The following is a 15,353-nucleotide window of genomic DNA, read 5'->3' on the forward strand; positions in this document are numbered from 1 at the left end:
GCTCCACTCGCTGACATAAAAAAACAAAAATTATATTTAAATAAAAGTATTAACTCACAGGATTTTCAACTGCAGTTCTCATTTCTTGTGCTGCATTTACCATTTCAATTAAGGCTTTTTTAGTTTCGTCCCAATGACGGGTTTTTAGTCCGCAATCAGGATTTACCCATAACTGATCTACCGGAATTACAGCCGAAGCTTTCTCTAATAATTTCACCATTTCTTGGCTTGAAGGCACACGAGGCGAGTGAATATCATAAACTCCTGGTCCAATTTCGTTTGGATATTTAAAGTTGGCAAACGCATCTAAAAGCTCCATTTGCGAACGAGAACATTCAATTGTGATGACATCGGCATCCATATCGGCAATATTTTGAATGATGTCGTTGAATTCACTGTAACACATGTGTGTGTGAATTTGGGTGTCATCATTTACGCCACTTGCAGAAATACGGAAAGCGCGAACAGCCCAATCTAAATATTTAGCCCATTCTTCTTTTCTTAAAGGAAGACCTTCGCGAATTGCTGGTTCATCAATTTGGATAATTTTGATTCCAGCTTTTTCTAAATCGACAACTTCATCACGAATGGCCAAAGCGATTTGTGTACAAGTTTCAGAACGAGGCTGATCATTACGAACAAATGACCATTGCAGAATTGTAACCGGACCTGTAAGCATTCCTTTTACCCATTTTGGAGTCAAAGATTGCGCGTATTTTGACCATTTTACAGTCATAGGAGTTGGTCTTGAAACGTCACCGTAAATAACTGGCGGTTTCACACAACGGCTTCCGTAACTTTGAACCCAGCCATTTTTAGTGAATGTAAATCCAGATAGTTGTTCGCCAAAATATTCCACCATATCATTGCGCTCAAATTCTCCGTGAACTAAAACGTCAATTCCGGTTTCTTCTTGAAAACGAATGGTAGCTTCGGTCTCTTTTTCGATTAAATCGTTGTATTCTTCAGTAGATAATTCTCCTTTTTTGAATTTTGCTCTCCAGCTTCTTACTTCAGCGGTTTGGGGGAAAGATCCAATAGTTGTTGTTGGAAATAATGGTAATTTTAAAGCTTCGATTTGGCTTTTTCTTCTTACAGAAAATGCGCTTTTTCGTTGGTCGTCAGAAACTGTAATTCCGGCAACACGCGCTTTCACTTCGTTATTATGAATTAGTTTTGACGTTTTGCGGTTTTCATTTGCAATTACATTTCTTTCGTAATCAATAGAGTTTTTAACGTCAATTTCGTTTGAAGCAGATAATTGCTTTAAAATTACAATTTCATTGATTTTTTGCTTCGCGAAAGCTAGCCATTGTTTGATTTCTGGCGTTAGTGTTTCGTCATTTGTTTCTAAATCTAAATCGCACGGACTGTGAATTAAAGAACAAGAAGGCGCAACTAAAATTCGGCTTTCACCTAAAGCATCAACCGCTTTTTTGATTATTTCTAATGATTTTTTGAAATCATTTTTCCAGATATTTCTTCCGTCAACAACTCCAAGTGAAAGATTTGCGTTTGAAGCCAATTTTCCAGACTCCAAAATATCATCTAACTGAAGCGGACAACGAACCAAATCTAAATGGAAAGTGTCAACGGGCAAAGCCAAAGCAGTTTCAAGATTTTCTCCAAAGCAGTCAAAATAATTCGCTAAAACAATTTTAAGTTTTGGAAAACGAATGTTGATTTCGTTATAAACACTAGTAAAAGTGTTTCTTTCTTTATCCGTTAAATTTAAGGCTAAGAAAGGTTCGTCAAGTTGAATATATTCGGCGTTTTCGGCTTGTAATTTTTCTAGAATTTCGAAATAAACCGGAAGCAAAGCATCAATAAGCTCAATTCTGTGAAAACCTTCTTCTTTCTCTTTTCCTAACAATAAATACGAAACTGGTCCAATTAAAACGGGTTTTGTTTTAATTCCGATAGCATTTGCTTCTTTGAATTCATTGATTATTTTTTCAGAAAACAATTCAAACTTTTGGTTCTTCGTGAATTCAGGAACAATATAATGGTAATTGGTATCGAACCATTTTGTCATTTCCATTGCCACAACATCTTGACCTTCTTTTTGTGATCCTCTTGCCATTGCAAAATACAAATCTAAAGCCGAATTGTTTTTTGCTAATTCATGATAACGTGCCGGAATTGCTCCAACAGTTAAAGTTAAATCCAAAACTTGATCATAAAAAGAGAAATCGTTAGACGGAATTAAATCAACGCCTGCTGAGGCTTGCAAATGCCAGTTTTTGCTGCGGATTTCTTTTCCGGTTGCGATAAGTTCGTCAGCAGAAATTTTTCCAGCCCAGTACAATTCAGATGCTTTTTTAAGTTCTCTGTTGCTGCCAATTCGTGGGTAACCTAAGTTGTTTGTTTTCATTTTTTGATTCAGTATTTTTTACTGAACAAATTTATGTTAATGGATTTTAAAACTTATATTTGAGCTTTATTTCAGTAAAATGTATTTTTTAGACCTTAATTTAAAGATTTATTTACTGTGATTATCTTTTAAATGAACCTTTAGCAGTAAAAAAAACTATGGAAAATCTAGATAAAACCGATTTGCTGATCCTGAAACATCTTCAGGAGAACTCCAATATCAATACAAAAGACCTTGCAAGTAAATTATTCTTAACGGTTACGCCAGTTTATGAACGTATAAAACGATTAGAAAGAGATGGTTTTATAACTAAATATGTAGCGTTGTTAGACAAGCAAAAAATGAATCGCGGCATGACGGTTTTTTGTAACGTCCGCCTAAAAGAACACGCCAAAAATGTGGGAAGCAATTTTGTGAAAGATATTGTCGCACTTCCTGAAATTATTGAATGCTATAATATTGCCGGCGATTATGATTTTATGCTAAAAATTCTAGTAAAGGATATGGCTAGTTATCAGGATTTTGTAATGAATAAATTGTCAACAATTGAAAACATTGGAAATACGAATAGTATTTTTGTAATGGGAGAAATTAAGCATAGTACGGCATTAGAATTTTAAAGAGAAAGAAAATCTTAAAATAAAATGTATTTTTGATGTTTAGATCCTCAATCTAAAATCTAAAATCAATAATCTGCAATCTAAAATCAAATGAACTGGGAACAACTTTTATCATTAAAACGTCAAGGAGATACAAGCAAAAGATTACGCGTAGAACAAGATGATACACGTTTAGGTTTTGAAGTCGATTATGACAGAATTATCTTTTCATCGGCGTTTCGATCTTTGCAGGATAAAACACAGGTTATTCCGCTTTCAAAAACAGATTTTGTTCATACAAGATTGACGCACAGTTTAGAAGTTTCTGTTGTAGGAAGGTCTTTAGGACGTTTGGTTGGTAAAAAAATCATTGAAAAATATCCTTATTTAAAAGAAATTCACGGTTATCATATGAATGATTTCGGCGCTATTGTTGCGGCCGCATCTTTGGCGCACGATATTGGGAATCCGCCTTTTGGACATTCTGGTGAAAAAGCGATTGGCGAATATTTTTCAATCGGAAAAGGATTAAAATACAAAGACAAGCTTACCGCAAAACAATGGCAGGATTTAATTGATTTTGAAGGAAATGCCAACGGATTTTCGGTACTTACAGCAAGCCGTCCAGGAATTGAAGGGGGACTTAGAATTTCGTACGCGACTTTAGGGGCCTTTATGAAATACCCAAAAGAGAGTCTTCCTAAAAAACCAACGACCAATATTTCGGATAAAAAATACGGTTTCTTTCAATCGGATAAACTATTCTTTGAAGAAGTTGCTCAGGATATGGGAATGATTGCTAATAAAGAAGAAGGAGATATTGGTTTTGAACGTCATCCTTTGGCTTATTTAGTCGAAGCTGCAGATGATATTTGCTACACGATTATCGATTTTGAAGACGGAATCAATTTAGGTTTGGTTTCTGAAGATTATGCTTTAGAATATTTAATTAAATTGGTAAAAGATAATATTGGTGTTGCCAAATACAAATTATTAGAAACCAAAGAAGATAGAATCAGTTATTTACGTGCTTTGGCAATTGGTGCTCTGATTAATGATGCTGTTGATGTTTTTATTGAAAATGAAGAAGCAATTTTAGCTGGAAATTTCCCTTTTGCTTTAACAGATAAAAGCAAATACAAAGCGCAGATGAATGATATCATCAAATTAAGTGTCGATAAAATCTATCAAAGCCGTGAAGTAATCGAAAAGGAAATTGTAGGTTACCAGATTATCCAGACTTTATTAGATAAATTCATTACGGCATTTAATAATAAATATGAAGGAACAGCTTCCAATTATGATAAACTTATCCTGAAAATGCTTCCTGAAAAACATCATTTAGAAAAAGGCAATTTATACGAGCGTTTGCTTCATATTTGTCATTATGTTTCGCTTTTGACAGATGGAAATGCACTGGAATTGTACGAAATGATTCAGGGGCGAAAAAAGAGATAACTTCCTGTTTACCTATAAAAGAAAGAGCCGATAAAACAAATATGTCTTATCGGCTCTTTCTTTATATTTATTGAAGTAATTTATTGAAGTAATTTATTGAAAAGCATACACTAGACCAACACCAAGAACTTGACGTAATTGCGTTCGTGGTCCGTCGTTAACTTGTGATTTTGCTCCTGTAGTTGGGTCAATAACATCTTTTTTGGTTTTAATATCGTCATCATAAACAATATGCAAACCTATATTTGCTTTAACGTAAGCATTAACAACAAGATCTAATTTGGTGTCATAATCGACATCGACGTTTCCAAATTTATTCAAATAATCGGTATATAAACTCAGACGATTTTCGTAGAAAACGTTTTTGTAAATTTCTGTTTTCATATATCCTGTAGCAAGTATACCAAACTCGGCTTTTACTTTCTGACCTTCTTCGACTAATATTTTAGCAGTTGGATCAGCAGGATCTACAATATAAACTGCTTTTTTAACCCCAAATGCTCCTTGATTTGCTAAATATTGATCTAAAACCAAAGTTGTTTTTAATGTTATTGGAGAGAAATAGAAAGTTCTGTTTTTCTTTTTGTTTGAATTCTCAGCTCCGGCTCCAAGGAAAATGTAAGCTGGCGCAAATGGTTTCGAAATCGCAACGTCTCGGTTTGGATAATTGTAACCGTTTGTAAATTGCGTATTGAAATTTAATTTTGAAGAATAATACCAGTTTGAAACGGTATCTTTTCTAAAACCGTAAGTTGAATTGAATTGAACGGCGTCATCGGTTTTTCTTAATTCAATTCCGTCTTGCTTATTTAAACCGTATTTAACAATAAGCTCGTTTACCCACTTATGATTTCCTTTGATGTAAGTTCTTCCAAATTCGCCTTTAAATAAACCCGAAATAGAACTTGTTCCCCCCGCACTCCAGTTTACAAACGCGATCTCAGAAATATCAAATCCCAGTTGATTTTTTTTAGTCCAGTTTGATGGGAGTTTTGGTAGTTGATTAGGATCTAAAGTAGTTTGAATAATCTGAGCAAAGTTATGTGAAGTACACAATAGCAATAACAGCAAAAGGGTAGAACGCAATAATTTCATTAGGTTTATTTTAGTTTTTGGTTGTGCAAAATAATTATTTTGAATCGTTTGAAAAAAGATTTATTAAACTTTTAACGTCAATTTTACATAAATGTTGCAGTTCCGGAATGCTTCCATGCTCAATAAAATGGTCAGGAATACCTAAAATTTCAATCTTATTTTTAAAATTATTTGCTGCACCATATTCTAAAATAGCGCTTCCAAAACCGCCATTTTTTACCCCATCCTCAATTGTAATAATCTGTTCAAAGGTTGAGAATATGTGTTTTAATGTATTGATGTCTAATGGTTTAATGAAGCTGAAGCTGTAATGAGCAATATTGTCTGGATTGCCACATTCTTTTAAAGCTTCAATAACATTATTTCCAATTGTTCCGGTCGAAAGCACAGCAACTTTCGTACCATCTTTTAGACATTTTGCAGGGCCAATTTCAATTTTTTCATAATGTCCGAAATTTTCTACTTCCCAATTCGGTAAAACACCTCTTCCACGCGGATATCGAATCGCGATTGGGTGATTTAGTCCTAATTGTGCCGTGTATAAAATGTTTTGCAGTTCAATTTCATTGATTGGCGCATAGATAATCAGATTAGGAATTGCTCTTAAATAAGCAATATCAAAAACCCCATGATGTGTTGCGCCGTCTTCTCCGACTAATCCAGCTCTGTCAAGACAAAAAATAACTGGTAAATCTTGCAAAGCAACATCGTGAATCACTTGATCATAAGCACGTTGTAAAAAAGTAGAGTAAATATTGCAATATACAATCATGCCTTGTGTTACCATTCCGGCAGAAAGTGTTACAGCATGCTGTTCGGCAATTCCAACATCAAAAGCACGCTGGGGCAATTCATCCATCATGAATTTTAAGGAACTTCCGGATGGCATTGCGGGCGTGATTCCGATAATTTTTTCATTCTTTTTGGCCAAATCTAAAATAGTTAAGCCAAAAACATCCTGATATTTTGGAGGAAGATTTTCTTCTGATTTTATATGAATTTCTCCGGTCGAAGCGTCAAATTTTCCTGGTGCATGATATTTCACCTGATTTTCCTCGGCTTGTTGCAAACCTTTTCCTTTTGTGGTTACAATGTGAAGAAACTTTGGACCTTTTATCTTTTTTAATCGATTTAATTCTTTGATCAATGTTGGAAAATCATGTCCGTCAATTGGTCCCGAATAATCAAAATTCAGCGATTTGATGATATTATTCTGTCTCGGGTTTTTACCGTTTTTAACGGCAGTCAAGTATTTTTTTAATGCACCAACGCTTGGATCAATCCCAATAGCATTGTCATTTAAAATAACTAGAATATTAGCATCAGTAACTCCGGCGTGGTTTAAGCCTTCAAAAGCCATTCCGCTTGCAATTGAGGCGTCGCCAATTACAGCAACATGCTGTTTATCAAAATCGCCTTTTAATTTAGACGCAATCGCCATTCCGAGTGCAGCTGAAATAGAAGTAGAAGAATGCCCGACTCCAAAAGTATCGTAAACACTTTCAGCTCTTTTTGGAAAACCAGAAACGCCGTCTATTTGTCTGTTCGTATGAAAGTTTTCTCTTCTTTCGGTTAAAATTTTATGTCCGTACGCTTGATGTCCCACATCCCAAACCAATAAATCTTCTGGAGTATTAAAAACATAATGCAAAGCAATTGTAAGTTCTACAACTCCTAAACTGGCTCCTAAATGGCCTTCTTTTACAGAGACAATATCAATTATAAAATCTCGTAATTCTTTCGCCAGCTGTGGTAATTGAGTTTCGTCGAGTAGACGTAAATCAGCGGGATTGTATATGTTTGAAAGTAAATTGCTTTTCATTGTAAGGTAAAAAGCAAATTTACGGTTTTAAATTTAATTTTATTGAAATGCTATCGGCATGCTATATTTTATCATGGTTTTCTTGCCGTTTTGTGTTCCAGGTTTCCAATTAGGCAATTTTTTTAAGACCCGTATTATTTCAGATTTTATTTTTGGGTCTGCATTTTTTGGGAATTCAAATGTTGATAAAGAACCATCTTTTCCTATAACGAACGAAACGATAACTGGGGTCTTGGGAGTTTCAACTTCTTCAGGCATCTTAAATTCTTTTAAAAACAATTGATAAAAGGTATTAATTCCATCCGGATAATGTGCCGTTGTTTCAATAGCGGCACCCATATAAAAAGTGTTGTCTTCTTCTACAATAGAATCTTGTTTAGTTGTTTTTTCACAGTTTATTTTTTCAGTAGAAGAATAAAACGCTGTCTTTTTATCTTTGGACTTATTATCGTTTGTTGTCTGATTTTCAGGGATTATTTCTCCGCTAATCATTTTATTTAGCTTTTCAGAATTCTTATGATTCCCTTTTTGTTTGGGTGGAGGCGGTGGAGGCGGAATTTGTTGTAGCTTCTCGTCATGATTCTTCGCAGAATCTTCAACGACTTCAATTGTGTCAATTTTTTTCTTATTTCCGTCTTTGTCTTGACAGCTAAACAAAGTGGTTCCCATCGCAATAAACAATGCAAGCAAAAATATTTTATGATACTGTGTTTGTGAATATAAAACCCGACTCGGAATTTGAATTGTGATCGTTTCTATTTGCGATTTTCTAAATCTTCCGCAAATTTTTTCACTTTGATTCTGAATAAAAAAATGCTGAATTTCCTCTGGTATCATCGATGTAAAATCAACAACCGTCTTAGAACAACTCATACAAAAACGACCATTATCTTTTGGCGTCATTTCGTCCCAATTTTCATGGCATGGTTCAGGAATTGTTATTTTGTATTTTCTTTCCATATTCAGATATCAGAAATTAAATGTAATAAAAATTATTTCAAAACCTTATTTTTGCATTTATGGAAAATCCTTTCACCGACGAATATTTTATGAAAAAAGCCCTGCAGGAAGCAGAAGAAGCCTACTTAAAAGGCGAAATTCCTGTTGGAGCTATTGTTGTTGTAGCTGATAAAGTTATTGCAAGAAGTCATAATTTAACTGAATTATTAAACGACGTCACCGCTCATGCCGAAATGCAGTCCATAACTGCAGCTGCAAATTTTCTTGGCGGGAAATATTTGAAGGATTGCACACTTTATGTAACGCTTGAACCTTGTCAAATGTGTGCCGGTGCATTGTATTGGAGTCAAATTTCAAAAATTGTTTTTGGCGCACGCGACGAACAGCGCGGTTTCATTGCTATGGGAACAAAATTGCATCCTAAAACTACCGTTGTTTCTGGAGTTATGGCAAACGAAGCGGCAGATTTGATGAAACGTTTTTTTCTAGAAAGACGTAAATAACTTCAAAATAAGTACGTCATATAAAGACATACAAAAATCATAAAACCGTTAAAACAAACGATATTATAAAATGTGTTTTCAGAAAAACCTTTTTTTGACAACAATATTTTTACACTTATCGCTATTGAAAGGAGAAGCACTCCACAAAAGTAAAACTGAATTCCATTGACGCTTAAATCGTTGGAAAGAAGATTTGTGTAGTCTTTGCTCTTTGATCTTACTTCTGTAACGGATTTAAATAATAATGAATATTGAATTTCGATATCATTTTCTTCGATATAATCTTTTGCAGTTGAAAACGTAAATCCCTTCTGTGTATAATAATGATAAGAAACTTTTTGTTTAGAACCATTTTTTCCGCCAGATGTTCTTATTGCATAATGCGTTATAATGTCATTTGTTTTTGAAGTCGGTAGAACAAAATAGTCGAAATATAATACAGATATAATAAAAGCTATTATTAGAAAAAGGTATACAATTACCGACTTGTTCTTTATCATGAACTCATCTTCTGAGGAATATTTCGACATAATTTAAAAATTAAAAGCCTCCGAAAGATATTATTTTTTGATTAAAAACGGGCTTTATACTTCAACAAAAGTTAAATGTTTTACTAAAGAAATTTCTTCTTAAAAAAGCGCAGAAAATATTTTATATTTACTACAATATATTAATCGTTTGATAGTTGTAGGATGTAACAGTCAAATGTTAAAATGTTCTCATATTTCCTAAAAATTGTAACCCATTAACTCTAAATAAAAGTGAAAGCAAAAGGATTAGTTCTCGTGTTTTGTGTGTTTTTTATTTTTCAATCTTGCGGCAGAAAATCAGCAGCCGATTTTAATTCTGATTTTTCATTATTTAAAGAGTATATAGTCAGTTTCACGGGAGGAATAGTCTCGTCGGAATCTGATATTAGGGTAGTTTTGGCTTTTGATAAAAAAGAATGGAAAGCCAACCAAGTTTTAGACAGCGATTTATTTGATATTTCGCCAAGCGTTGACGGAAAAGTGGTAGCACTTTCGCCAAATACAATTGCTTTTATTCCAGAAAAAAAGCTAAAACCAGGTACAGAATATCAGGTCACTTTAAAGCTGAATAAACTTATTGCACTTCCAAAAGAGAAAGAAAAAGACCTTTCTGAATTCAACTTTACAGTAAAAACAATAAAACAAGATTTTACGATCAATACGGCCGATATTCAGTCGTACAGCAAAGAATATCAATATTTGAACTGTGTTTTAAAAACTGCTGATAATATTGATGTTGAAACCGCTAGAAAGTTAGTCGAAGCCAAACAAAAAGGAAATAATCTTAAAATTAAATTTGAGAAAACATCAGGTTTCGGCAAAGAATTCAACTTTATCATTGATAGTATTCAGCGTTATTCTGAAGCAACAAATGTGGAAATTTTATACGATGGAAGTGATTTTGATATTGATCAGAAAGGACAAATCGATTTCCCAATTACCAATATAAACGAATTTAAAATCGTAAAAGTTGAAGTTCCGGATGGAAATAATCAGTCGATTTCGATTAATTTCTCAGAACCTCTAGAAAAAGGACAGGATTTTAAAGGTTTAGTTTCGATTCAGAATACAAATAATTTGAAGTTTTCTACACAAGGAAATTTGCTGAAGGTTTATTTTAATAATGAAAAGGAAGCTAAAAAAGAAAAGCCGAATCCGGTTGCTGTTGAAGAAACAGCAGTTTCACTGGTGGATTCTGCAGCAGTTGTTGTAGATAGTGCAGCGGCGGCGGTAGATGAACCTGTAGAAGTGGTTCAAAATGAAGAAACAGCTTCTGATGAGATTGTCGTTGGAGATTTAACGCTTGAGGTTTTTCAGGGAATTGAAAGCCAATATGGCAAAAAACTGGAGGCGAACTTTACTGAGAAAATTTCTTTTGATCAGATAAAACCAAATGTCCGCTTTATTAAAAACGGAACAATTCTGCCAAGTTCAAATAATTTGAAATTGAATTTTGAAGCTGTAAACTTGAGTGCAGTTGACGTGAAGGTTTATAAAATCTATAAAAACAATATTCTGCAGTTTCTTCAATATAATGAATTAAACGGAGGCCAAAATCTCAAGAAAGTGGCACAGCCTGTTGCAAAAACAACACTGAATTTAATTGAAAGCAAACTTATTAATCCGAGTAAATGGAACACTTTTGCATTGGATTTATCCAAATTAATTACGCCCGAACCAGGAGCAATTTATAGAGTTGAATTTGTCTTTAAAAAGAAATATTCGCTTTACAAATGTGCAACTTCAGATGCTGATCAAAATGATGAAGAGGAAGAAGAAGTTGATGAAAATGATGTAAACTACAGTGGGAACTCATACGACGATTATTATTATGATGATTATGAGTGGAGAGAAAGTCAAGATCCTTGTTCAAGTTCGTATTATTACAACTCCAAAATTGCAACCAATATTTTAGCAACAGATTTGGGAGTTATTGCAAAAAGAGGAGAAAATAAATCGTATGTTTTTGCGGTAAATAATATAGTTACAACAGAACCAGTTTCGAATGCAAGAGTTGATTTATATAATTTTCAACAGCAAAAAATAGGAACACAAGCAACCAGCAGTGAAGGAATTGCATCTTTTCAATTGGATAAATTCGCTTATTTTGCAATTGTAACTTTGGGCCAGCAATCGACTTATGTGAAACTCGACGACGGACTTTCATTATCTGTAAGTAATTTTGATGTTGCCGGTGAGACTTTACAAAAAGGCTTAAAAGGATTTATTTATGGCGAACGTGGCGTTTGGCGTCCGGGCGATAATTTGTATTTGTCTTTCATTTTAAATGATGCGTCTAACAAATTGCCAAAATCACATCCAATTAAATTCAGATTAAACGATCCGAACGGAAAAACGGTTTATCAGACAGTTCAAAAAACAAATGAATTGAATCATTATGCTTTTACGGTTCCAACAAACCAAGACGCACCAACAGGAAATTGGGAAGCAATGGTAAGCGTTGGCGGGGCGAAATTTTATAAAAGCATCAAAATTGAAACGATCAAACCAAATCGTTTAAGAATCAAAAATACTTTTACCAGAAAAACACTTTCGTCATCTTATCCAAATACCGATAATCTCGAAGTGACTTGGCTTCATGGCGCAATTGCTAAAAATTTAAATGTAGAAATGCAGGCTAAATTTTCGCCACAGACAACAACATTTAAAGGTTATGAGAAATATAGTTTTGATGATTTAGTTCGTCAATTCAGCACAGAAGAAATCAACGTTTTCTCTGGAAAATTAAATGAAAACGGAAAAGCATCAGTAAATATTCAGCCAAAATTACAAGGTCAGGCGCCGGGAATGTTGCGCGCTTCTTTCATCACAAAAGTGTATGAAGAAGGCGGTGATTTTAGTACAGATGTTATGTCAACAACTTATTCTCCGTATAAAACGTATGTCGGAATTAAGTCTCCGGAGTTAAACAAGTACAATATGCTTGAAACAAGAACGAATAATCGTTTTGATATTGTCACGGTGGATGAAAATGGAAGACCAAAATCAGTACGAAACTTAGAAGTAAAAGTTTTTAAAGTAGATTGGCGCTGGTGGTGGGATGCTTCGAGCGATAATTTATCAAATTATAATTCTTCGAATGCGACAACTTCGTATAAAACTTTTGTAATAAATACGGATTCAAGCGGAAAAGGAAGTGTTCAGTTTTCTTTAACTGATGAAGAGTGGGGACGTTATTTGATTCGAGTTTCAGACAGTGCGGACGGACATGCAACGGCTTTAACTGTAAATATAGACTGGCCAATTTGGTCTGGAAAAACAAGAAATAGAGATGCTTCAACAGCCAATATGTTGGTGTTTTCTACAGATAAAAAGAATTATGCCGTTGGAGAAAAAGCACAAATTTCATTCCCTTCAAGTGAAGGCGGACGCGCTTTGATTTCAATCGAAAACGGATCAAAAGTGGTTCAGACACTTTGGGCAAAAACAAAACAAGGAGAAACCAAAGTCGAAGTTCCAATTACTTCTGCAATGGCGCCAAATGTATATTTCAATATTACATTATTACAGCCTCACGCTTCAACTAAAAATGATTCTCCAATTCGTATGTACGGAATTGTTCCGATTGAAGTCGTAGACAAAAACACGATTTTGGCACCAACGATTATTATGCCGGATATTTTGAAACCAGAACAGCCGTTTACGGTAAAAGTGGGAGAGAAATCTGGCAAAGAAATGACCTATACAATTGCTGTTGTCGATGAAGGACTATTGGATTTAACTCGTTTTAAAACGCCAAATGCGTGGGATAGTTTTTATGTTCGTGAAGCTTTAGGTGTAAAAACTTGGGATGTTTATGATGATGTAATTGGTGCTTACGGCGGAAAAATAAATCAGATTTTCAGTATTGGTGGAGATCAGGATTTAGGTGGCGGAAAAGCTAAAAAAGCAAACCGATTTAAACCTGTTGTATTGTATTATGGACCATTTAAACTAGAAAAAGGACAAACAAAATCGCATCAATTAAAATTGCCAAAATACATTGGCTCTGTGAGAACTATGGTTGTTGCTGGAGATGCCAATACAAGTGCTTATGGAAGTGTTGAAAAAGCCACTCCAGTTAAAAGTCCGTTGATGGTTTTGGCATCGGTGCCGAGAAAAATTTCGCCTTCAGAAAAAGTAACAATTCCGGTTACTGTTTTTGCAACAGAGAATAATATTAAAAATGTTTCAATTCAGATTAAAACTAGCAATGGTTTAAAAGTAATGGGAAGTGCTACTCAATCCTTAACTTTTACTTCGCCAGACGAAAAAATGGCGTATTTCAATTTGGTTGTTGGTTCAGCTACAGGAATAGCTAAAGTTCAGGTTATCGCAACTTCAGGAAATGAAAAATCGAGTTATGATGTCGAAATTGACATGACAAATCCGAATCCGGTTACGAGTACTTTTACTGATGTTGTTTTAGCTCCAAACAGCACCAAAACACTTTCGTGGAAGACATTTGGTATAGCTGGAAGTAATAAAGCGAGATTAGAAGTTTCCTCAATGCCATCAATGAATTTGAATGGAAGAATGCAATTTTTGATTCAGTATCCGCATGGTTGTGTAGAGCAGACCACTTCATCAGTTTTTCCGCAATTGTATTTAGGAGACGTTGCTGACATTGATGCAATTCGCAAAGGATTAATTCAAAAGAATATCACGGCAGGAATTGCAAGACTAGGAAATTTCCAATTGTCTAACGGCGGAATGCCGTATTGGCAAGGAAATGCAATCGCTGATGATTGGGGAACATCTTACGCTGGACATTTCTTAATCGAAGCTGAGAAAAAAGGATATGTATTGCCAATTAATTTCAAATCAAAATGGCTTTCATACCAGCAAAAAGAAGCAAAACAATGGCGTTTTGAACCGAAATACGGAAATGATCTAGCTCAGGCTTACAGATTATATACTTTGGCTTTAGCAGGAAACGCCGATTTATCATCAATGAACAGATTGAGAGAAACAAAAGGCATTTCTAATGAAAGTAAACTTCGTTTGGCAGCAGCGTATGTTTTGGCAGGACAAAAATCGGCTGGACAAAGTTTATTTTTGACAACAAGTATTGATGGCGATTCAGATGGATATAGTTATTACTATTACGGCTCAAGTGAAAGAAACCGTGCAATGGCTTTGGAAACATTACTGCTTTTGGGACAAAAACAAAAAGCATTTACAACGGCTTCAAAATTGGCAAAAGAAATGTCCGCTAATCAATGGATGAGCACACAGACTACGGCTTATTGTTTGTATTCGATGTCGAAATTTGCAATTGGGAATGGTCCAAAAGGAATCAATCTTCAATTTAGCAAAAACGGCAAAGGAGAAACGATAAACACGCAAAAAACAATCGCTGACCGTAGTTTGCCTACTGCTAGCGGAACAAATAGTGTTACACTGAAAAATATTAAAAATAATACAGTTTATGTTCGTGTATTGAACACAGGAATATTGCCAATTGGACAGGAAAATGCAGTTCAAACTGATGTTTCGGCTTCTATTGTTTTCAAAAACAGAAAAGGAAGTGTTATTAATGTTTCAAAAATTAATCAAGGAACAGAATTTATTGCTGAGGTTACAATTAAAAACCAAAGGAATGAAAGTATTCAGAATGTCGCATTATCTCAAATTCTGCCTTCTGGCTTCGAAATTGTAAATACTCGTTTCACAGATTATGGAGATGCCGTAAATAATACTGCGGATTATATCGATATTCGTGACGACAGAACTAATTTCTACTTCGGAATGAAATCAAGAGAAACCAAAGTTTTCCGAATTCTGCTAAACGCATCGTATCTAGGAAATTATTATTTGCCTGGATTGCAATGTGAAGCCATGTATGATAATTCTTTCTTAGCAAGAACAAAAGGATTCTGGGTTGAGGTTGTGAAATAAAAAAATAGCCCACGGGTTTTACGGATTGAGCGGATTTGTACAGATTTTACTAAATTAATCCGCGAAAACCTGTTTCATCAGTAAAATCTGTGGGCAAAAAACTTTGCGAAC

Annotated in this window: 9 protein-coding genes; 4 read left to right on the forward strand and 5 right to left on the reverse strand. The window is 34.5% G+C overall.

Features of this window, described 5'->3' with window-relative positions:
* Positions 1-49: 49 nt before the first annotated feature.
* Positions 50-2,374, reverse strand: coding sequence for a 5-methyltetrahydropteroyltriglutamate--homocysteine S-methyltransferase (metE, locus tag RB619_RS07400; protein ID WP_308095902.1), 2,325 nt, complete (start codon positions 2,372-2,374; stop codon positions 50-52).
* 158 nt (positions 2,375-2,532) lie between these two features.
* Between metE and RB619_RS07405 the strand changes: the two genes are divergently transcribed.
* Positions 2,533-2,994, forward strand: a complete 462-nt coding sequence (locus RB619_RS07405; protein ID WP_129053166.1) for an Lrp/AsnC family transcriptional regulator — start codon at positions 2,533-2,535, stop codon at positions 2,992-2,994.
* Positions 2,995-3,084: 90 nt separating this feature from the next.
* The gene (locus RB619_RS07410; RefSeq protein WP_308095905.1) at positions 3,085-4,431 is read left to right on the forward strand and encodes a deoxyguanosinetriphosphate triphosphohydrolase; all 1,347 of its coding nucleotides are present in this window, start codon (positions 3,085-3,087) and stop codon (positions 4,429-4,431) included.
* A gap of 93 nt (positions 4,432-4,524) precedes the next feature.
* Here RB619_RS07410 and RB619_RS07415 read toward each other — a convergent pair whose 3' ends face one another.
* From RB619_RS07415 to RB619_RS07425, 3 genes are read right to left on the reverse strand one after another with little or no spacing between them, the layout of a single operon-like run.
* Entirely contained in the window at positions 4,525-5,526 is a 1,002-nt protein-coding gene (locus RB619_RS07415) for a DUF3078 domain-containing protein (RefSeq protein ID WP_308095907.1), read from the reverse strand.
* Positions 5,527-5,560: 34 nt separating this feature from the next.
* Positions 5,561-7,348 (reverse strand): 1-deoxy-D-xylulose-5-phosphate synthase, encoded by a 1,788-nt coding sequence (locus RB619_RS07420; protein ID WP_308095909.1) that lies wholly within the window; start codon positions 7,346-7,348, stop codon positions 5,561-5,563.
* A gap of 39 nt (positions 7,349-7,387) precedes the next feature.
* A complete protein-coding gene (locus RB619_RS07425; protein WP_308095911.1) occupies positions 7,388-8,308 on the reverse strand; it encodes an energy transducer TonB in 921 nt (306 codons plus the stop codon).
* 59 nt (positions 8,309-8,367) lie between these two features.
* On the opposite strand from RB619_RS07425, the gene RB619_RS07430 reads away from it, so the two are divergent.
* Positions 8,368-8,811, forward strand: a complete 444-nt coding sequence (locus RB619_RS07430; protein WP_308095913.1) for a nucleoside deaminase — start codon at positions 8,368-8,370, stop codon at positions 8,809-8,811.
* A gap of 2 nt (positions 8,812-8,813) precedes the next feature.
* On the opposite strand, the gene RB619_RS07435 is transcribed toward RB619_RS07430, so the two are convergent.
* Entirely contained in the window at positions 8,814-9,341 is a 528-nt protein-coding gene (locus RB619_RS07435) for a hypothetical protein (protein ID WP_308095914.1), read from the reverse strand.
* Positions 9,342-9,572: 231 nt separating this feature from the next.
* On the opposite strand from RB619_RS07435, the gene RB619_RS07440 reads away from it, so the two are divergent.
* Positions 9,573-15,242 (forward strand): MG2 domain-containing protein, encoded by a 5,670-nt coding sequence (locus RB619_RS07440; protein WP_308095916.1) that lies wholly within the window; start codon positions 9,573-9,575, stop codon positions 15,240-15,242.
* Positions 15,243-15,353: the final 111 nt, after the last annotated feature.

Origin of the sequence: Flavobacterium sp. LHD-80, assembly GCF_030929605.1 — a bacterium.
GTDB lineage: Bacteria > Bacteroidota > Bacteroidia > Flavobacteriales > Flavobacteriaceae > Flavobacterium.